This window comes from Hyunsoonleella aestuarii (genome assembly GCF_006148925.1).
GTDB lineage: Bacteria > Bacteroidota > Bacteroidia > Flavobacteriales > Flavobacteriaceae > Algibacter_D > Algibacter_D aestuarii.
In genome coordinates, this window is record NZ_VAWB01000002.1 from 302,378 (window position 1) to 323,951 (window position 21,574).

Sequence of the window (21,574 nt, forward strand, 5' to 3'; positions counted from 1 at the left end):
GTTTTAACAGTAAATATAAATCACTCATCTACATCAATCTTCTATTCATCGAAATATAACGTCGCAAGGCTGATTTTCAAAGTAAGTTTGTTTCATAAAAAATTAATATTATGAATATAACAATTATTGGAAGCGGTTATGTTGGACTTGTAACAGGCGCTTGTTTTTCAGAAGTGGGTATTAATGTTACATGTGTTGATGTTGATCAACAAAAGATTGATAACCTAAGAAATGGAATTATCCCAATTTATGAACCTGGATTAGAGAAAATGATTACCAGGAATATGAATAAAGGGAGATTGCATTTTACAACAAAAATATCGGATGCCGTTAGGAGTTCTGATGTTGTTTTTATTTCTGTTGGAACACCTCCAGATGAAGATGGTAGTGCAGATTTAAAGTATGTTATTCAAGTTGCTCGAGATTGCGGTAAACATATGAATGATTATACACTCGTAGTTACTAAAAGTACGGTTCCCGTTGGTACATCGTTAAAAGTGAAAAACGCTATCAAAGAAGAATTAGATAAAAGAAAAGTTAACATTGATTTTGATGTAGCTTCAAATCCAGAATTTCTTAAAGAAGGTGCTGCTATAGACGACTTTTTAAAACCAGATAGAATAGTGGTTGGGGTTGAAAGTACCAGAGCAGAAGAACTTTTAAATACGCTATACAAACCATTTACGCTTAACGGGCACCCAATTATATTTATGGATGTTATATCTGCAGAAATGACTAAGTATGCAGCAAATTCTATGTTAGCTACTAAAATTAGTTTTATTAATGATATTGCAAACCTTTGTGAAATTGTTGGAGCAGATATAAATAAAGTAAGAAAAGGTATAACTTCAGATACCCGAATTGGCAACAAATTCCTTTACCCAGGTATTGGATATGGAGGTTCGTGTTTTCCTAAAGATGTACAAGCCTTAATTAGAACTGGAGAAGAATATCAGTACGAACTAAAGGTCTTAAAAGCAGTCGAAGCTGTAAATAATTCTCAGAAGTCCATTCTGTTTAATAAGATAATGAAATATTATGATGGCGATCTAAAAGGTAAAACAGTGGCTTTATGGGGCCTTTCTTTTAAGCCACAAACCGATGACATGCGCGAAGCCCCATCATTAGAAATTATTAGAAAATTATTAGCGGCTGGTGCTAATGTAAGGGCATATGATCCTGTGGCATTAAATGAAGCTAAACATCACTTTGGAAATGCAATAACTTATTGTGAAGATCAATATGAGACTTTAATAAATGCTGATTGTTTAGCTGTTTTGACAGAATGGTCAGAATTTAGAATTCCAAATTTTAAAATAATGCACAAGTTATTAAATGTTCCTGCAGTTTTTGACGGAAGAAACATCTATGATAAAAGTGAGCTGAAAAAAATTGGATTTGATTATTTCTGCATTGGTGTTAATACTGATAGCGATATTTTAAAACCAAAATTAAGTTTATCATATTAAATTTTTTAATTAATTATTATGATACGAAAAAAAATTCTTGTAACCGGAGGAGCTGGTTTTGTTGGATCTCATCTTTGTGAAAGATTATTAAATGAAGGAAATGAAGTTTTTTGCTTAGATAATTTCTTCACAGGACAAAAGCAAAATATTATACACTTATTAAGTAATCCATATTTTGAGTTGATTCGTCATGATGTTATTAACCCATTCCATATTGAGGTTGATGAAATATACAACTTAGCATGTCCAGCTTCACCTGTTCATTATCAATATAACCCTATTAAAACTATAAAAACTTCTGTAATGGGAGCCATAAATATGTTGGGTTTAGCTAAAAGAGTTAATGCGAAAATATTGCAAGCTTCTACAAGTGAGGTATACGGTAACCCGTTGATTCATCCTCAACCAGAATTATATTGGGGAAATGTAAATCCTATTGGAGAACGTTCTTGTTATGACGAAGGTAAGCGAGCTGCAGAAACATTATTTAGTGACTATAATAAACAAAATAATGTTAGAATAAAGATTGTTAGAATTTTTAATACTTACGGTCCAAGAATGCATCCTAATGATGGTAGAGTGGTGTCTAATTTTATTGTTCAAGCCTTACAAAACCAAGATATTACCGTTTATGGTGTAGGTCAGCAAACTAGGAGTTTTCAATATGTTGATGATTTAGTTGAAGGTATGATTAAAATGATGGCAACAGAAGATAGTTTTACTGGACCTGTAAACATAGGAAACCCCAGCGAATTTACAATTGTTGAGCTTGCTGAAAAAGTTATAAAGATGACGGGGTCAAAGTCAAAAATTGTATACCAACCTTTACCGTCTGATGACCCTTTGATGAGAAAACCAGAGATTTCTATTGCGAAAAAAGAACTTAACTGGACCCCCAATATAAAACTAGAAACTGGTTTAGAAAAAACGATTAAGTTTTTTCAAACGATTATCTAATTCCATAGCATATATATTCAAAATCATGAAGAAAAAAATACTAATTGTTGATGACGAATTAACAACATGTGCATTATTAGAGCACTTTTTATCAAAGCAATATAATGTTGTTACTAAAACATCTGGATTACAGGCATTAATTTGGTTAGAGCAGGATTTGCCAGATTTAATTATAAGTGATATTCAAATGACTGAAATGAATGGTTTCGATTTCTTGAAAGAAATTAGGTTAAAGGGTTATACCAAGCACACTCCAGTTATAATGCTTTCCGGTCGCACTGAGAGTAAAGAACGTATAAAATGTTATCAATTAGGAGCTCAGGATTACCTGATGAAACCATTTAATCCAGAGGAACTTGAGGAAGTAGTTAAAAAGAATTTATTCCCAATTCATTATTCTAGTAATTGGTAAACTTAACTGCTCTTTAAATCAAATCTAATCATAAAAACTCATTAAATATTTTTGTTATGACTATACTTTATGTAGGAAACTCACCAGAAAGTTATAGCCGCTGTGCTAAAGAAAAAAATATTGAAATTATTACAGCTAGCAATTCTCTAGAAGCCTTAAAATTTTTAAACAAAATAAAGGATATATCTGTTATTATATGTAGTTATAATTTACCTGGTAATAGTGGAATGTTTTTATATGAAAGTATTGTAGAAGAACCATCAATAAAGGACACACCTTTTATATTATTATCTGAAGAATATAACAAAAACCTTTTTGAACAATCTTTTAAGAAAGGTATTAGCGATTATTTTGTTGTTAAAAGTACAGAGGTTAACCACATAATAGACAAAGCACAATCATTACAGTATTTTAAAGGAAATGAAAAAAAAGTAAATAAAGATTTAGATCAAAAAGTAGCGTATAAGATACCGACATCTAAGAGAGCGTTTGATATTGTTTTTGCTTCATTGGCATTAGTTGCTCTATCCCCGTTATTGTTAATTATAATGCTTGCTATTCGTTTGGAGTCTAAGGGTAAAGTCTATTACAATGCAAAACGCGTTGGTAGGAAAACCTTTGATTTTTATAAACTACGGTCCATGAGAACAGGATCTGATGAATTAATAAAAAAACTAGCAAAAGAAAAAAATCAATATAATTCAGAAAAAGCAGAAGTAACAATAAACTTAAATAAAGTCTGTCCCAAATGCGAAAAGTTAAAAGAGGGTCAGTTTTGTTCTCCAATCCTGCATGTAGACAATAATGAAATATGTGATTACTGGTATAACTATCAGAAAAAAGAAGTCGAAAAAAACAAATCTACGTTTATAAAAATAGTAGATGATCCTAGAATTACAAAAGTTGGGAAAATTATAAGAAATACAAGTATAGATGAATTACCTCAATTAATTAATGTTTTAAAAGGAGACATGTCTATCGTTGGAAATCGTCCGTTACCTGTTTATGAGGCAGAACTACTTACCAAAGATGAGTTGTCAAAACGCTTTCTGGCACCGGCAGGTATAACAGGATTATGGCAAGTTGAATTGCGCGGAAAAGGTGGGGATATGTCGGAACAAGAACGAATGCAGTTAGATAGTAAATATGCTGATTATTTTATAGGGAACAATTATTCTTTTTGGTATGATGTTCAAATAATTTTGAAAACAATACCTGCTCTAATGCAAAAAAGTTCAGTTTAACAAATGAAATTAATTATGAAACGAAAGATAGAATTAATAGTATATGTGTTCCTTTTTTTCCTAACAATTCAACAAGTTGAGGCACAGAATGAGGTTTCTGATTCTAAATCAGAATCTATTGAACTTCTAATACCATCATTACAGACATTAATAGATTCTGCAAAAGTTAATAATGGATTGGTGAAATATAGACGTTTAGAAATAGAAGCCAAGGAATCTAATTTAAAATCCAAACGAAAATATTGGACTAGAAACTTTGGTATTCAAGCTGATTCAAGATATGGAACATTCAATAATTTTGCTACAGTAACTGGAGATAATTCAACAGTAAATCTTGCTAGTAACACACAACAATTTAATTATAACGTTGGGTTATATTTAAAAATCCCTGTTTTTGATGTTATAAACCGGAAATCTCAAATAAAGCAAGCCAAGGCAGAATATGAGCAGGCTAAAAGCATGGTGAAATCACAAGAAGATGAGTTAATAGAAATTGTGATTAGATATTATGAAGATTTGGTGCTTAAGCAAAGTTTACTTGAATTAAGATCTGAAAACATTGGTAATGCCAGAGTAAACATGGAAATGGTAGAAAAGGAATTTAAAAATGGGCTAGTTGAGATTACAGAATATGTTAGAATCTCAGACATGACATCAAGAATTGCAGCTGAATTCATGAAGGCAAAATCAGATTTTTTAATTTCTAAAAAATTGTTAGAAAACTTAGTTGGCTTTCAAATTAACTAAATAATCATTTATATATCTAACAATAACTCTTCCCATTAAGGCTTTTTTTAAGTAAACTCTCTTTTACATCTAGCCAAATTTTCAAATTAAATTAAAATGCAATTTTTTGACATAAAAAAGATTCCATTCAACTACACATAAGTTCTAACCATCGAAATATATCACCAGTATCTTTATTATGAATGTAAGTTTGACCTATTAAAAAAAGTTAAAATTAATTTAAAATATTAAAAGGTTATTAAAATTATTTTAATCCCCAAAAAATGAAACTGATAGACTTCATAAAATTAATATTAAAACATAAAGTAATACTCATTTTTGTGCCATTACTGATTGGTTGTCTTGCAATACTACTAACAAGTAATCCAAATCATAAATATTACTCACAGACAATGCTATTTACAGGTTTGGCTTCTGGCTCATCCATTGATATGGATAAGTCCTTTAATTATTTCGCGTCCAATATTGCATTTGATAACTTAATTAACATTATTAATTCAAGAGAAACTCAAGAGGAAGTTGCCGTTAGATTATTGAGTCAACATTTATTACTAGATGGACCTGATGATAGATTTATTTCAAGTAAAAATTATAATGAACTTAAAAATGAAATACCACAAGACATATACAAATATGTTGTAAAATCATCTAAAACTAATACTGAAAATGAATTTTCAGAAAATTATGAAAATGGGGGTGTAAAGTCTTTACCTGAATCTATTAATAAGATAGATTATGAGCAAACGGTTACTAATCTAATGGCTTTAATGAATAGTGATAATGTGAATTTTGTTTATTCATTATTAAATTTTGAACACCCAGTATATTCTTTAGAAACTATGTCAAAGGTGAAATCTATCAGAATCTCTAATAGTGATTTAGTAAAAATCAGTTATGAGGCGGATGATCCAGCTATTTGTCAACAAACCTTAGCCATTTTTAATGAGGTATGCATTAGAAAGTATAAAGATTTAAAAGAAAACGGGTCTGATGCTGTGGTTAAGTATTTTGAAGCACAACTTGAAAAATCACAAAAAAACTTAACTGCTATTGAAGAAAGACTATTAAAATTTAATCAAGATAATAGTATAATTAATTACTATGAGCAAAGTAAGGCTGTGGCTATTGTTAAGGAAGAGTTAGAAGTAGAATATAGCAATAAAAGAGCTGATCTTGCTGGTTCAGAGGCTTCAACTAGAAAACTAGAACAAAAGCTAAAAATTCAAGAATTAATTCAGAATAAGAATGATAAGATATTAAAAAACAAAAAGCTTCTGGGAGATTTACAATATAAGATTGTAATGATGGAAGCTAAATCTTTAGAATCTGAAGAACGTTTAAATAATCTTAATAGCTTAAAAAAAGAAGCTAATAATCTAGAAAAGGAAATAGAATCTAGTGTTAGTCAATTATATTCATTTCAAAATAGCGTCGAAGGGGTTCCTATAAAAAAAGTTTTACCTCAATGGGTAGATCAGATAGTGGAGACTGAAGACCTAAAGGCTAAACTTAATGTTATGGATACACGTAATAAAGAGTTTGAACAAAAATATGCCAATTATGCACCAGCAGGGGCAAATCTTAAACGTATAGAGCGTGAAATTAATGTAGCCGAAGAAGAATACCTTGAGATTTTACACGGACTAAATCTTGCTAAATTAAAGTATCAAGACACCCAGTTATCTAGTAATCTAAAAGCAGTAGACCCACCATATTTCCCTTTAAAACCAATGCCTTCAAAAAGGAAATTGATAATAATTGCCGTTTTGTTAGTAAGTTTTATTATGCTATTAGGGGTCATTTTGGTTATGGAATATTTTGATAATACCTTGAAAAATATTGATATAGCAGAAGAGAAACTTAATATTCCTGCAATGGGAATGCTAGCTAAACTTTTTAAATCAAATAGTCAAATAGATTTAGTTAGTATTCAAGATAGATTGATGGACATTTTTATGCAAAACTTAAATCATACCCTTAAAAAGCAAAATACCTTCAATCAGCCTAAGGTCATTACTATTTTTAGCATGCAAAAGGACGAAGGTAAAACAGTAATTGCAAATAATATTGCTAGAAAACTAGAGCAATCAGGTAAAACAGTTTTATTCCTTAATCATTCAAATATTGAAAAACAAAAAAATAATAAAACCAAGCATTCTCGTCTGCATAAACTTTTAGGGTATCAAGACCCAAGAAATGACTATAGCCATCCATTTTTAAAAACGTCTACTGAAGAAACAGATGGTATAGATGTGAAAGCATATAAGGTAGATAAAACCTTTTATAATGCTAAAACTTTTGAAGACTTGAATCGTAACATCTCTGCGAAAATAAAACAAGATTCTGATTTTGTAATTATAGAATTGCCGAATATTTTGGAAATTAATTATCCGGCAGATTTAATGATAAATACAGACATAGCATTACTCGTGTGTAGGTCAAACAGACTTTGGTCTAAAGCGGATGAGAGTTTGTTAAATAACGTCAAAGAGCTTACACCTTCTAAGTTACAATTCATTATAAATGGTGTGGAATTGAATGAGGTTGAGGCACTCGTAGGAGAGTTGGTTAAGGAAAGATCGAAATTCAGAAGACGGATAAAAAATATTCTTAGACTACAGTTTTATTCAGAAAGTCATATATAAGTAAATGTATCATTTTATAGCAAAAATTTTAAAAGAAGATAATTTCTTGTCATTAGCGGGAAACCTCATTATCGCTGTTTTTGGTCTTGGTAGTTTTGCCTTGATAGCTAGGGACCTAGATCCAATATATTTTGCACAGTGGGTGTTATTTGTTTCGGGAGGAGCTTTAGTTGAAATGTTACGCTTTGGAGTAACTAATAATGGTTTAGTTAGATTTTTAAGTGGTGCGTCTAAAAAGGAAAGCGCTGAATTAATAGGTTCTAATGTATTTATAAGCTTTGTTACTACTCTGATAATAGTAGCATTGCTAATTGGTTTTAAGTTTCTATTTAAAGATTCTATAAACAATTCTGGTTATGTTCTCTTTTTTTCTTGGTACCCTATATTGGCATTTGTAAACCTACCATGGAACAATGCGCTTGTTGTAATGCAGGCAAAAATGAATTACGGAAAAATTCTTGTTATAAAATCTATTAATAGTGGTTTGTTCTTTTTGTTTCTAGTCCTTAATTATATCGTGTTTAAACTTTCTGTAATTGAATTAGTTTGGACATTGATTATCATAAACCTTTTTACATCTACGCTCTGTGTTATTAAAAACTGGGACGGTTTAAAGTTCATAAAAAAGGCGAATAAAGCAACCAATAAAACTCTATTAAATTTTGGTAAGTATAGTACATTTACATTAATTGGAACAAATCTATTAAGGAATGCAGACATACTTATTATAAGTATAAGCCCTCTGGGAAGTGCTGCAGTTGCGTTGTTTAGTATTCCATTAAAATTAACAGAATTACAACAAATTCCGTTGAGAAGTTTTGCTGCTACAGCTTTTCCCAAAATGTCAAAAGCCAGTTTGGAAGGAAATATTAAAAAAGTACAAAGCCTATTTCATTCATACTCTGGCGCTTTAACATATTTATTCTTATTTATTTCTATAATCACGTTTATTTTTGCTGAATTTTTTGTTGTATTAATTTCAGGTTATCAATATTTAGACCCAGCTACTACAAGTTTCAATATTGTAACACTTGTTAGAATACTTTCGGTGTATGGTCTACTTTTGCCTATTGATAGAATGACAGGAATTGGTTTAGATAGTATTAATAAACCAAATATTAATGCCTTAAAAGTAATAGTAATGTTAGGCGCAAATATTATTGGGGATTTAATTGCTGTTTACATTTTTAATTCCTTAGAACTAGTTGCCGTATCTACGTTGGTGTTTACTTCAATTGGAATAGTTTTAGGCTGGTACTTCCTTAATAAGGAATGTAAAATAACCTCAATTGAAATATATAAAAGCGGTAATAGGTTTTATAATGGGCTGTGGCTTCAAACTAAGGTTCTTTTACAACAATTTAAGGTTTAAAAATAAGGTATGAGTTCATTTAATAATGATATAAACCCATTTGAAACCAATTCTGGTTCCCTACGATTAGCTAATCTCAATATTCTAATTCCTGTAATTGCTATTGCATTGTTAATGGCTTTTGTTATTATTAAAATTGAAATTTTAGGTTTTATATTGTGCCTTACACTATTTATTGTTATTGCCCTTCTTTATGTAATATTTAAAAAACCAAAAACGGGTATTTTTCTTTTAATTATATTGGGATTCTTTGTTACAGGTGCGGGAAGATATGTTTCAGCTCCATGGGGTTTAACAATAGATGCCTTATTGGTGTTAATATATATAGCATTATTTTTCAAAGCATTTGCCGAAAAAATCCATTGGATAAAAGCAAAATCAAGTTTAACTTGGGTCGTAACTATTTGGATGGGTTATGTCTTACTTCAAATAGGCAATCCCGAGGCTCAAAGTATTGAGGCCTGGTTTTACGCCATGCGTGGTGTAGCTTTCTATCAATGGCTTTCCATACCGTTGTTATTTATACTGTTTAACAAGTCAAAGGATTTAGATACTTTTTTTATTATTTGGGGAATTTTGTCATTGCTTGGGACTCTTAAAGGGTTTCAACAATTCCATTTTGGAGTAGATCCTTTTGAGCAACGATGGTTAAATCAAGGAGGTGCTGAAACTCACATCCTTTTTGGAAAACTTCGAGTTTTTTCTTTTTATTCCGATGCAGGACAATTTGGTGCCTCCCAAGCGCATACCGGAGTTGTATTTGGCATTTTAGCTTTCTTCAAAAAGGGCAATTTAAAACTAAAATCATTTTTTGCATTTGTAGCATTAGCTGGTTTTTTGGGAATGCTAATCTCTGGAACACGAGGTGCTATTGCTGTACCTGCCTTAGGTGGAATTATGTTCTTAATTCTTAAAAAGAATCTAAAGTTTCTTGTTTTAGGAGGTATATTAGGCATTTCCATATTTATATTTTTTGCTTATACAACGATTGGTCAAGGTAATGCGGAAATTAGGAGGATGCGCACGGCTTTCGATCCTAATGAAGCTTCTCTACAAGTAAGATTATCTAACCAGAATAAATTGAAGGGATATCTTGCTTCCCGTCCTTTTGGTGGTGGTGTTGGAGCCACAGGAAATTGGGGGCAACGTTTCACACCTCATACTTTTTTAGCAAATACTGCTACAGATAGTTGGTATGTAATGATTTGGGCAGATACAGGTGCAGTAGGGCTTATCTACTATTTATTTATGATCTTTTTTATTTTAATTACAGGAGCTTATAATGTTATGTATAAGATAAAGGATGATTGGCTAAAATCCCAAATTGCTGCTTTGGTATGTGGTATGGCCGGAATTATCATGGCCTCTTATGGCAATGGTGTATTCGGACAAATGCCAACAGGTATACTTATGTATGTTAGTATGGTTTTTATGTTTATTTCACCTAAAATGGACAAATTGAAACAAAAAGCTGCCATTCAACTACACTAAACTTCTATCCATCGAAATATCCAGTAAGGCGGTATTGTCTAAATGTAAGTTTGTACTATAAAAATTTAGTATTATGAACTATAGAAGTATAGATGATTTAAACAATGTAATTCTTAAACAACTTCATTTAATCCCAAGAGATATTGATCTTATTGTTGGAGTTCCAAGGAGTGGTATGTTACCAGCTAATTTAATGGCGTTATATCTCAATTTACCATATACTGATATTCATTCTTTCATGAATGGGGTTATCTACAAATCTGGAGCAAGGAAGCAATTTTTTAATGAAAGTGATTATAAAAATATTTTAGTGGTTGATGATTCTATTGCTTCAGGGTCAGCCATAAAAGAATGTAAAAATGATTTAATTCATTTAGAGTCTAAATTCAACATTAAATATTGTGCAATCTACTTTACACCAGAAAACAAAAATTTGGCAGATATTGCTTTTGAAGCCATACCTACACCTAGATATTTTCAGTGGAATATTTTTAATCATACAACGCTTGAAAAAGCATGTTTTGATATTGATGGTGTGCTTTGTGTTGATCCATCAAAAGATCAAAATGATGATGGTGCTTTGTATAAGTCTTTTTTACTTAATGCAGCACCACTCTATATTCCAGGGAGTAAAATAGGGACTATTGTAACCTCTAGACTTGAAAAATATAGAAGTGAAACAGAAACCTGGTTGAAGAATAATGGAGTTCATTATGATAAGCTAATAATGTTGGATTTACCAGATATGAAGGCGAGACAAAAAGCTAACAATCATGCTGGACATAAAGCAAAGGAATATCAATTAGGTAATTACAATTTATTTGTAGAAAGTGATTTTGGTCAAGCTATTGAAATCAATAGAAAGACAAAAAAACCAGTATTCTGTACAGAAAATTTTAAAATGATTTATGATTCTGAATCCATGATATATAATTTAAAAAGCGGTAAATACCTTCCTTTTCTTCGTCGTTATGGATTAAAGCTAAGAGAAACAATTAGAAAGTTCAAAGTTCAGAATCAAAAGCAAACCATTAAAGAGGCCTCAACAATTCCAAATTAATAATTGTGGTTTTATAAACACTTTACAGCCATGTCTTTTATGCAATTAATAGAATATATTTTAAAAGGAATTGAATACAGTTTATTTGGTTACTTCACGATGTCTAGTTTATACATATTTGTTTTTGCTTTTGCTGGTCATTTCTACGAAAAACGTAGAACTAGTAAAAGTAAAGTCCATGATAAAATAGCGGTACTTATTCCTGCATATAAGGAAGATACTGTGATTGTTGATGTAGCAAAAATGGCACTTAAACAAAAATATCCAACTGAATATTTTGATGTGGTAATTATTGCCGATTCTCTAAAAAAGCAAACAATAGTCGCTCTTAAAGAACTTCCAGTTATACTTATAGAGGTGTCATTTACGAGAAGTACAAAATCTAAAGCTTTGAATTTTGCATTGGACAACTTAAGTAACCCTTATGATGTTGCTTTAGTCTTAGACGCTGACAATATTATGGAGCCTGAATTTCTGGTAAAAATCAATGATGCTTTTCAAAAAGGAAACCAAATAGTTCAGGGGCATAGAAAGGCAAAAAATCTAAATACCTCATTTGCCATATTAGATGCGGCAAGTGAAGAAATAAACAATCACATATTTAGAAAAGGTCATAGAGTTTTGGGTTTATCCTCTGGACTAATAGGTTCGGGAATGGCATTTAATTACAATTTGTTTAAATCAATGATGGCATCAGTTAAGGCCATTGGAGGTTTTGATAAGGAGTTAGAGTTTAAATTAGCCATGAATAAAATTGAAATTGAATATTTACAAGATGCCATTGTCTTGGACGAAAAAATTCAAAAATCATCTGATTTTTCCATCCAGCGTAGAAGATGGCTTTCAACACAGTTTGTCTATTTACAAAAATATTTTGGCAGCGGTTGTAAAGAATTTTTCTTAAAAGGTAATATTAATTTCTTTGATAAACTTTGGCAAATGTTGATTCCACCAAGAATATTGCTTATTGGATTAACCTTTTTTATATCCTTAATTTATTTTGCTTTACCATTTATATTTAACATGGAATACCCAAGCCTTACTAATTTCTGGTATTTCAATCTGCTTATAACAGTAATTGCATTTGTTTTAGCTCTACCAAGATCATTTTACAATTTACAGACAATTAAAGCATTGATTTCATTGCCCTCGGCTTTTATTAGAATGGCACTATTGCTTTTCAAACTTAAAGGAGCGAATAAGAAATTTATTCATACCGTTCACGGAACAATCAAAAATTAAAAATTATGAGAATAGGTATAGAAGCACAAAGATTATTTCGTCCTCATAAGCATGGAATGGACATAGTAGCACGTGAATTAATTTTAAATCTTCAAGTTATAGATAAAGAAAATGATTATTTCATTTTTGTAAAACCTGACCAGGATAAATCAACAATTAAAAGTACAGCAAACTTTAAGGTTGTAGAAATTCCGGGTGGCCCTTATCCATGGTGGGAGCAGTTTAAATTGCCAAGAATTGCCAAATCATTTAATTGCGACATATTACATTGTACTAGTAATACTGCGCCTTATTATAAGAACATTCCTTTGATTACAACTCTTCATGATATTATTTATATGGAAGGTAGTATGTTGAATTTGTTATTTAATAAAGCATCTCTATATCAAAAATTCGGCAATCTATATAGAAGGGTTATTGTGAGTAAAGTGATAAAGAATAGTAGACGTCTTATTACTGTTTCAAATTTTGAAAAAGAGAACATAACTAAATATTTTAAGCTAAAACACAAGGTAATTAAAGCTGTTCATAATGGAGTGAATAAAACATTTACGGTAAATATTGATGCTGATCACATAGCAAGGGTAAAATCAAAGTATAAATTACCGGAAAACTATTTTCTGCATATAGCTAATAAAGATCCAAGAAAGAATACTAAAAAAGTGCTGATGGCATTCAAAGAATTTTTGGGAAGAACAAATTCCAGACAAAAGCTTTTGATGCTCGGATATAAAGATGCTTACCTAAAAATTTTATTAAATGAAATTGGGGCTATAGATCTTTACGATCATATTATTTTAACCGGATATGTTTCAGATGACGACTTGCCAGTAATTTATAAGTTGTCTCAACTTTTTTTGTTTCCATCGCTAAGGGAAGGATTTGGGATACCAATTATAGAGGCCATGGCTTGTGGTGTTCCAGTTATTACATCAAATACTTCTTCAATGCCAGAAGTAGCAGGTAATGCAGCTCACTTAATTAATCCAAATAAAATAGAGGATATATCTAGTGCAATGCTGAAGATTGTTTCTGACGAAAACTATAAAAACATGCTAATTCAAAGGGGGCTTAAACGAAGTAAAGAGTTTTCTTGGAATAAAATGGCATTTCAAGTTTTAGAGCAATACAAACAATTATATAAAGAAATTAACACCTAAGGTTATGATAAAAGGAAAAGATATTGTCATTATTGGTATTCAACCATGGGATATTGAAATAGGAAGTAATTGCAAAAATATAGCCCTTGAATTTGCTAAAGATAATCGAGTGCTTTATGTAAATCCACCAATGGATAGAATAACACGAATTAAACAAAAGAATAATCAAAGAATTCAAAAAAGAATTAGAATAGCAAAAGGGCAAATTCCAAATCTTGAAAAGATAAGTGATAACCTTTGGAATGTTTATCCCAAAAACACAGTAGAATCTATAAACTGGGTTGGTTCTCACAGTATTTTTAAAATTTTAAATAAGCGGAATGCTCATTTATTATCAAGTGATATTAAATCGGCCATAAAACGTTTAAACTTTTCAGATTTCATTTTGTTTAATGATAGCTCAATGTTTCTTGGACTTCATTTAAAAGAATTGCTTCAACCAAAAGTGTATGCATATTATATGAGGGATTATCTTGTAAAGGTACCTTATTGGCAAAAGCATGGAGAGAGAATAGAACCGCACGTTGTTGAAAAAGCAGATGTGCTTACAACTAACTCTGACTTTTTTGCTGAGTTTGGTCTGTGCTATAATCCTCATAGTTATATGGTCGGGCAAGGTTGTGATGTTTCTCATTTTAGTGATGAAGATGATACTATAAAAGTACCTGATGAGTTTAATGATATACCGTCACCAGTAATTGGTTATGTTGGTTCTTTAACAACACTAAGGCTTGATATTAAACTACTTGAGCACATTGCAAATGAAAGAAAATACTGGAGTATTGTTTTGGTTGGGCCAGAAGATGAGGATTTTAAGAAGTCCGAATTACACAACTTACCAAACGTGTATTTTTTAGGAAGAAAAGATAGTTCTGAACTCCCAAATTATGTAAAAGGGTTTGATGTGGCGATGAATCCACAGTTGATAAACAACTTAACCATTGGGAATTATCCACGAAAAATCGATGAATATTTAGCAATGGGTAAACCTATTATTGCAACTAAAACTAAAGCCATGGAGATGTTTAAAGATTCTGTTTACCTAGGCTCTACAAAAGAACAATACATAGAATTAATAGAAAAGGCATTAAAGGAAGATTCAAAAGAACGTGCTAAAAAAAGAATTAATGTAGCGAAAAGTCACACCTGGTCAAATAATGTTGAAGCTATTTACAATGCTATAGTAACAGCTACCAAACACAGAGTGAAATGGGATTAAAAGAGAAAATAAAATCTAATAATAGGCTGAAGAAGCTCGCGCATTGGTCAATTCTTATTCCAAATCAAACAAGACCAAGATTATGGGTAAAGTGGTTTGTTAATCCATTTTACCATAAAAAAGGTAAAGGAGCCTACGTAAGAAGAAGAACGCGTTTAGATGTAACTCCTTGGAACAAATTTGAATTAGGAATCAAATCAACTATCGAAGATTTTTCGGCCATAAACAATGGTGTGGGCCCTGTGGTTATTGGAGATAGGACTAAAATAGGATTGAGTAATACTATTATTGGTCCGGTAACTATTGGTAATGATATACGTTTGGCTCAAAACATAACCCTTTCAGGTTTAAATCATAATTATGAAGATATAACACTTCCTATTCATGAACAAGGTGTTTCTACATCTCCAATCGTTATTGAAGATGAAACTTGGATTGGCGCAAATGTGGTCGTGGTTGCTGGTGTAACAATCGGCAAGCATTCTATTGTGGCAGCAGGTAGCATTGTGACTAAAGATGTTCCGCCTTATTCAGTTGCCGTTGGTAATCCGGCTAGAATAATAAAACAATACAATTTCGAAACAAGCACTTGGGAAAAAATTAAAAACTAAACTTATGGAATTTTTAAAACTGTTTTTTTGGATATTATTATTTATTGTATTCTATACATATATTGGTTACGGTATTCTATTATATTTAATAATTAAGATTAGAAGAACCTTCAAAATTGGTAAAAAAGTAGATTTAGATAGCTCTTATGTACCAGAAGTAACTTTATTTATAGCCGCTTACAATGAAAAAAATTATGTAGCGGCCAAAATGAAAAATTCTTTAGAGCTTGAATATCCTAAAGATAAATTAAATATTGTTTGGGTTACTGATGGATCTGATGATGGCACACCAGAATTGTTAATTAAATATCCAAATACTACTGTACACCATTTAGATGCCAGAAACGGCAAAATAGGAGCAATGAACAGAGGCATGGAATTTGTAAAAACGCCTATTGTCATTTTTAGTGATGCTAACACCATGTTAGGTAAAGAATCTATAAGACGAATTGTGAATCAATTTAGTGATGCAACTGTAGGATGTGTCTCTGGAGAAAAGCGCATAATTAATAAAGAAAGTGATGTTGCCTCCGCCGCAGGTGAGGGTTTATATTGGAAATATGAATCAACCTTAAAGAAATGGGATGCAGAACTTTATTCTGTAGTTGGGGCAGCTGGAGAATTATTTGCAATTAGAACAAAATTATATCGTCATGTTGAAAAAGATACCTTGCTTGATGATTTTATAATCTCATTACGTGTTGCACAGGAAGGTTATACAATAAAGTATGACCCCGAGGCATATGCTATTGAAACAGCTTCTGCTAATGTAAAAGAAGAACTAAAACGAAAAATTAGAATTTCAGCTGGAGGGATTCAATCAATAGTAAGGCTGAGGTCTTTACTTAATGTATTTAAATTTGGAACACTTTCTTTTCAATATATATCTCATCGTGTCTTACGATGGACTTTAACGCCTTTGTGTTTGCTTGTAATAATTCCAGTTTCTTTTTTACTAGCGTATAGCACAGGAATGTTTGAAGTTGGCCTATATTCCATTTTATTTTGGCTTCAGATACTTTTTTATTTTGCCGCGTTATTAGGTTGGTTTTTGGAAAATAGATCTACACGAGTAAAAGCATTGTTTGTTCCTTATTATTTTTTCATCATGAACCTTTCTGTTTTACTTGGATTTTTTCGATATATGAAGAATTCGCAATCTGTAAATTGGGAACGGGCTAAAAGAGCTGTTTAATGTTATTAACTACTTTTAATAAAGAACTCTAATACATATCAAAATATAGAAAATGAAAATAGGAATCATAATCATATGTTATAATAATGAAAATGATATTGATATAGGCCAATGTGCTAAATATTTAAATGAATTAAAAGATATTGAGATATGTTTGGTGAATAATGACAGTAAAGACAATACTTATAATCTTTTGGAGGAACTTAAGGAGCATTGTGTTAACGTTTCTATATTGGATATAAAAAGGTTTAAATCTGATAATTCAGCAGTTAGGGCTGGAGCTAGGTTCATGTCGAATCAATTTAGTCTAAAATATTTGGGATATGTTAATTCAAATAGTTTATTTAAGTATCATAGCATAGTTCTATTATTTAAAGCAATTAGAGATAATCAAGTTGATATATTAAATTATAATCAAAGCTTTCTAAATAAGAAAGGAATAAGACTCACAATGTTTCAAAGCTTATTTCCAGTTATGGATTATTTAGAAAAAATGAATATCGAAAATCTGTACACTAGCCTTAATCATAATCAGTAACTAAAGAGCCGGCATTCTAAAATTTTATGAATTTTTAAAGACTTTCTGCTTAAATGATATAATTTGAAAACCATTCGTCTACATAAATAGGCTTACCAACCTTTTAAAATTGTCAATTATAGATTAGTTGTAAAGTAAGCACAATCTATTAATAAATTTGTGTTTAGTTGGTGAACCTTTAAACTTAGGTTTTACTTAATTATAAAATCAATTTTCAACCTTAGAGTATTATGAAAAAACTTTTGAATAGCTTTTCGATTTTTAGTGTATTATTTTTTTTCGTTTGTTCTTGCGACGTAGATCCTGAGATTGAAGAGTCAAATACCGTAATAGAAGCAGAGGGTATTTCCATAATTGTTCCCAATGGATTTGATTTTAGTACGCAACAAGAAGTACAGATTAATATAAATGATAACACGAAAAATGTGAGATATGATGTTTATGCTTATTCTGAAAATAAATACTATGCAGGAACAGAAACTTTTGAAAACCAAGAAGGAGAAATAGTAACAGAAGGTTTCTATAAATCGGATGTTCTGAGTAAATTAGTTTTCTCAGGAGTACCATTTGAGGGTGTTTTAAGTCAAACAATAAGTTTACCAAAGTATTATGATAAAGTATACATAAGAAGGAATGATAATCTAAAGTATTCATCCTCAATTGAAAATATTATTAGTGAAAAAGTAGAATATAATTACTCTTCAACAAATAAAAGCTTGGCTGGGAAGTCCAGTTTGCCTGATATTGTAAGCGATTTTTTATATTGCGTAAATGGATCAGCACAATTATTTCAAGTTGACCCTCTTACAGGAGACCTTACCGACCTATCTGAGATGCCTATGGGCAGCTGGACTTGTGCTATAGATCAAGAGAATAAAACTTTATATTCCATAGGAAAAAGTAGCCCTTATCCTTTAATGAAGTATTCTATTGAAAATGACACATGGGAAATTGTTGCTAATATTGGTAGAGGCGGACCAAGACTAGATTATAATTATAGAGATGGGTTGCTTTATTTTTCTACTGGAAATAAACTTTATACATATAATCCAACAAATGGTGTAAATTTAAATACCTGGATTATTAATGGCTTGCACAGTACGAGTGGTGGTGATTTAGCATTTGCAGAAGATGGTACTTTGTTTTTATGCACCTTTTCAGGCCTGTACAGATTAGAGTTGGATGAAAACAATGAATATCAAAGTTATAGAATAAGTGCAGATAATCTGCCATTTCAGCCTACATCAATGACGTTTGATTCTAATCAAGAATTATGGTTAGCCAATAACGCTAGTAGTTCTGATTTAATTATTATGGATACGCAAACAGGTGGTTGGAGATATAATTATGGAGTTAACGCCAATAATAACTCAGACTTGGGAAGAACTATAAATGATTTGACAACATTTAGAGTTTTTACTCAAATAGAAGAAGATCCTGACACTGATGGCGATGGCATTGTAGATAGAGATGACAGCTATCCTGACGATGCAAATAAAGCTTTCGAGATGTTTACTCCAAGTAAATATGGTTGGGGAACTGTAGCATTTGAAGATTTATGGCCTACAAACGGTGATTATGATTTTAATGATTTAGCTGTAAATTATAGGGTTGTTGCTATTTTAAATGCAGAAGGTTTAGCTGTACAATTAGATTTTATGATTAATACAAAATCAAATCGTGCAAGTTTTACAAATGGTTTTGGTATTGAGTTAGATTCTATTTTACCAACTCAAATAGAAACTGTTTCTGGTAATATTTTGATTCACAATTATATTAATCAAAACACAAATGGAACGGAAGCTGGTCAAGACAAAGCTGTAATAATAATTTTTGACGATTCTAATTCAATGCTAAATAACGAGCATAAAGTATCTGTTAAATTTACATCTCCCATTAGCACAAATGATTTGGGAATGGCACCATTTAACCCCTTTATGATTATTGATAAATTAAGAGAAAAGGAAGTTCATTTAGCTTATATGAATACAACAACACTAGGATTAAATACTTTTGATGTAGAAGGCACTAATAATGATGAGGATGGTAATTATATTAGTAATAATGGGTTCCCTTGGGCCATTAATATTGTACATGATTTTAAAGTGCCAAAAGAAAGTAAGGCTGTAAATAAGGCTTACAATCATTTTGATTCATGGGCAATTTCAGGTGGCTTAGAATATAAAGATTGGTATAAAGATAATCCAGGGTATAGAAATACTGAAAATATTCAATTCTAAAATATTTACGTTTTATAACCTTCTTAGAAGAATAGTTAGAAATAATTAAACATCTATCCTCCAATTGTAATCATACTTCTATTATTGTTATGAAATTTAGGTTCTTGTAGCTTTTTTAAAGTATTCATACCACCACGAACTTTAAGTTTCAACTTAACCGCTTTTTGAATAATAGGTTCAATAGGTTTTCCTGCACGAAATGAGGTTAATAAATCTGATTCAGTTGAGGAAAACAAACAGTTTTTTAATTGACCATTAGCGGTTAATCGTAGTCTATTACAAGAATCACAAAACGGATTAGTCACAGAGCTTATAATGGCGAAAGAACCTTCATATCCTTTTATCTTATAATTTTTAGAGGTGTCATTTGGAGCATCTTGTAAACGTTCTATTTTATTTTCTGAAAATGCTTTATTTACACAACTCATTACTTCTGCATAAGAAACCATTTTACTCATATCCCATTTATTACCATCAAAGGGCATAAATTCTATAAATCTAACTGAAATAGGTAAATTCTTGGTGAAATTGATAAAATCAATAATTTCATTATCATTAAATTCCTTTATTAAAACAGCATTGACTTTAACAGTAAATCCTTCTTTAACAAGTAACAAAATGTTGTCGTAAACTTTTTGAAATTTTTGACGACGTGTGATATGTTTAAATTTTAAAGCGTCTAAAGAATCTAAACTCACATTTATTTTATTCACGCCGTTAACTTTAAGTACATCGATAAACTTATCAATGATTACAGCGTTTGAAGTAATAGATAATTCAACTGGAAGCGAAGAAAGCATCGCTAAGATTACAGGAATATCTTTTCTAATTAAGGGTTCTCCGCCAGTCAATCGAATTTTGGTAACGCCATTGTCCACAAAAATTTTGGCGATTTCATAAATTTCCTCATAAGTCATTAAATGACTTTTAGGCGATAATTTTACACCTTCTTCAGGCATACAATAAGTGCATCTTAAATTACAACGTTCTATCAAAGAAATCCTTAAATAGGCGTGATCTCTACCGTGAGAATCTTGTAATATGTTTTGTTGTTTATTCATTAATCGTGTCTAGCACCTTTTAAAATTCTAAAACTGTGTAGTATCGCTGGAAATATAGCATCCATTGATTCTTTTGCGCCATTAGTTGAGCCTGGTAAAGCTAAAACTAAAGTATGACCAATGGTACCTGCAACGCTTCTTGATAACATGGCAAATGGCATACGTTCTTGACCGTAGCTTCTGATGGCTTCCTCAATGCCTGGTATTCGTCTGTCTAATATGGGAAGAAGCGCTTCTGGAGTAACATCTCTTCCTGATAATCCTGTTCCACCAGTATAAATTATCATATCGATACCTTGTTCCTGGTAAGTTCTTGCTTTTTGCTGAATATTTTCAGCTTCATCAGGAATTATAACATATTCAGAGATTTTTACATTACAACTTTCAAGCTTGTTAATTATAGCTTTTCCAGCTTTGTCTTCTTTATGACCTGCGGAAATAGAGTCAGAACAAACCACAACAGCAGCTGTTAAGTCTTTTCTAAAGGTGTCTTTGAAATCAGATTTCCCACCTTTCTTTTTCAAAAGTTTAATGGCGTGTATTTCAATGCCTTTATCTATAGGTTTTAGCATATCATACATATTTAATGCTACAACACTAGCACCATGCATCGCTTCAACTTCAACGCCAGTTTTGTAAATGGTTTTTACGGTAAATAATACAGTAATTTCTAGACCATCAATTTTGTACTCCACACCTGTAAATTCTATAGGCAAAGGGTGGCAATCTGGCAAAATATCTGGAGTGCGTTTTACGCCTAATAAACCAGCAGCTTTACTCATGGCAAATACATTGCCTTTTGGAACAGTATCATTTTCAATTGCGGAGATAGTTTCAGGTTTACTTACTTTAACAATAGCTTGGGCTACTGCAGTTCTTAGTGTTGTATTTTTGTGTGTGATGTCTACCAT

The 21,574-nt window shown here is 31.2% G+C and carries 18 protein-coding genes; 16 read left to right on the plus strand and 2 right to left on the minus strand.

The features are described 5' to 3' along the window. Nucleotides 1–110 precede the first annotated feature (110 nt). From FEF17_RS11105 to FEF17_RS11180, 16 genes are all read left to right on the plus strand, one after another. Nucleotides 111–1,469 (plus strand): UDP-glucose dehydrogenase family protein, encoded by a 1,359-nt coding sequence (locus FEF17_RS11105; RefSeq protein ID WP_139002465.1) that lies wholly within the window; start codon nt 111–113, stop codon nt 1,467–1,469. Nucleotides 1,470–1,487: 18 nt separating this feature from the next. Continuing rightward, on the plus strand, nt 1,488–2,426 hold the full coding sequence (locus FEF17_RS11110; RefSeq protein WP_139002466.1) for a UDP-glucuronic acid decarboxylase family protein: 939 nt from the start codon (nt 1,488–1,490) through the stop codon (nt 2,424–2,426). Between the two features lie 25 nt (nt 2,427–2,451). Continuing rightward, nucleotides 2,452–2,838 carry a response regulator gene (locus FEF17_RS11115; protein WP_139002467.1) on the plus strand — a complete coding sequence of 129 codons (387 nt, stop codon included), beginning with the start codon at nt 2,452–2,454 and terminating at the stop codon, nt 2,836–2,838. Between the two features lie 56 nt (nt 2,839–2,894). Next, entirely contained in the window at nt 2,895–4,082 is a 1,188-nt protein-coding gene (locus FEF17_RS11120; RefSeq protein WP_139002468.1) for a sugar transferase, read from the plus strand. Nucleotides 4,083–4,097: 15 nt separating this feature from the next. Beyond that, nucleotides 4,098–4,829: a TolC family protein gene (locus tag FEF17_RS11125; protein WP_170180999.1), complete on the plus strand. Its 732-nt coding sequence runs from the start codon at nt 4,098–4,100 to the stop codon at nt 4,827–4,829. A 263-nt stretch (nt 4,830–5,092) separates the two neighbouring features. Further along, nucleotides 5,093–7,474, plus strand: coding sequence for an exopolysaccharide transport family protein (locus FEF17_RS11130; protein ID WP_139002470.1), 2,382 nt, complete (start codon nt 5,093–5,095; stop codon nt 7,472–7,474). Nucleotides 7,475–7,478: 4 nt separating this feature from the next. Then, entirely contained in the window at nt 7,479–8,846 is a 1,368-nt protein-coding gene (locus FEF17_RS11135) for a lipopolysaccharide biosynthesis protein (protein WP_139002471.1), read from the plus strand. A 9-nt stretch (nt 8,847–8,855) separates the two neighbouring features. After that, nucleotides 8,856–10,337 carry an O-antigen ligase family protein gene (locus tag FEF17_RS11140; RefSeq protein WP_139002472.1) on the plus strand — a complete coding sequence of 494 codons (1,482 nt, stop codon included), beginning with the start codon at nt 8,856–8,858 and terminating at the stop codon, nt 10,335–10,337. A 73-nt stretch (nt 10,338–10,410) separates the two neighbouring features. Then, complete coding sequence (locus FEF17_RS11145) at nt 10,411–11,397, plus strand: phosphoribosyltransferase family protein (protein WP_139002473.1); 987 nt, start codon at nt 10,411–10,413, stop codon at nt 11,395–11,397. A gap of 39 nt (nt 11,398–11,436) precedes the next feature. Then, complete coding sequence (locus tag FEF17_RS11150) at nt 11,437–12,639, plus strand: glycosyltransferase family 2 protein (protein WP_211342479.1); 1,203 nt, start codon at nt 11,437–11,439, stop codon at nt 12,637–12,639. A 5-nt stretch (nt 12,640–12,644) separates the two neighbouring features. Continuing rightward, nucleotides 12,645–13,799, plus strand: a complete 1,155-nt coding sequence (locus FEF17_RS11155) for a glycosyltransferase family 4 protein (RefSeq protein ID WP_139002475.1) — start codon at nt 12,645–12,647, stop codon at nt 13,797–13,799. Between the two features lie 4 nt (nt 13,800–13,803). Continuing rightward, complete coding sequence (locus tag FEF17_RS11160; RefSeq protein ID WP_139002476.1) at nt 13,804–15,018, plus strand: glycosyltransferase; 1,215 nt, start codon at nt 13,804–13,806, stop codon at nt 15,016–15,018. Beyond that, entirely contained in the window at nt 15,009–15,629 is a 621-nt protein-coding gene (locus FEF17_RS11165) for a DapH/DapD/GlmU-related protein (RefSeq protein WP_139002477.1), read from the plus strand. The genes FEF17_RS11160 and FEF17_RS11165 overlap by 10 nt, the downstream gene beginning before the upstream one ends. A gap of 4 nt (nt 15,630–15,633) precedes the next feature. Then, nucleotides 15,634–16,824: a glycosyltransferase family 2 protein gene (locus tag FEF17_RS11170; protein ID WP_139002478.1), complete on the plus strand. Its 1,191-nt coding sequence runs from the start codon at nt 15,634–15,636 to the stop codon at nt 16,822–16,824. Between the two features lie 52 nt (nt 16,825–16,876). Then, complete coding sequence (locus tag FEF17_RS11175) at nt 16,877–17,362, plus strand: glycosyltransferase (protein WP_139002479.1); 486 nt, start codon at nt 16,877–16,879, stop codon at nt 17,360–17,362. A gap of 230 nt (nt 17,363–17,592) precedes the next feature. Continuing rightward, a complete protein-coding gene (locus tag FEF17_RS11180) occupies nt 17,593–19,602 on the plus strand; it encodes an LruC domain-containing protein (protein WP_139002480.1) in 2,010 nt (669 codons plus the stop codon). 53 nt (nt 19,603–19,655) lie between these two features. On the opposite strand, the gene moaA is transcribed toward FEF17_RS11180, so the two are convergent. Together moaA and moaCB are read right to left on the minus strand one after the other, a co-directional pair. Beyond that, nucleotides 19,656–20,663 carry a GTP 3',8-cyclase MoaA gene (gene moaA / locus FEF17_RS11185; RefSeq protein WP_139002481.1) on the minus strand — a complete coding sequence of 336 codons (1,008 nt, stop codon included), beginning with the start codon at nt 20,661–20,663 and terminating at the stop codon, nt 19,656–19,658. Then, the gene (gene moaCB, locus FEF17_RS11190) at nt 20,663–21,574 is read right to left on the minus strand and encodes a bifunctional molybdenum cofactor biosynthesis protein MoaC/MoaB (RefSeq protein ID WP_139002482.1); all 912 of its coding nucleotides are present in this window, start codon (nt 21,572–21,574) and stop codon (nt 20,663–20,665) included. The genes moaA and moaCB overlap by 1 nt, the downstream gene beginning before the upstream one ends.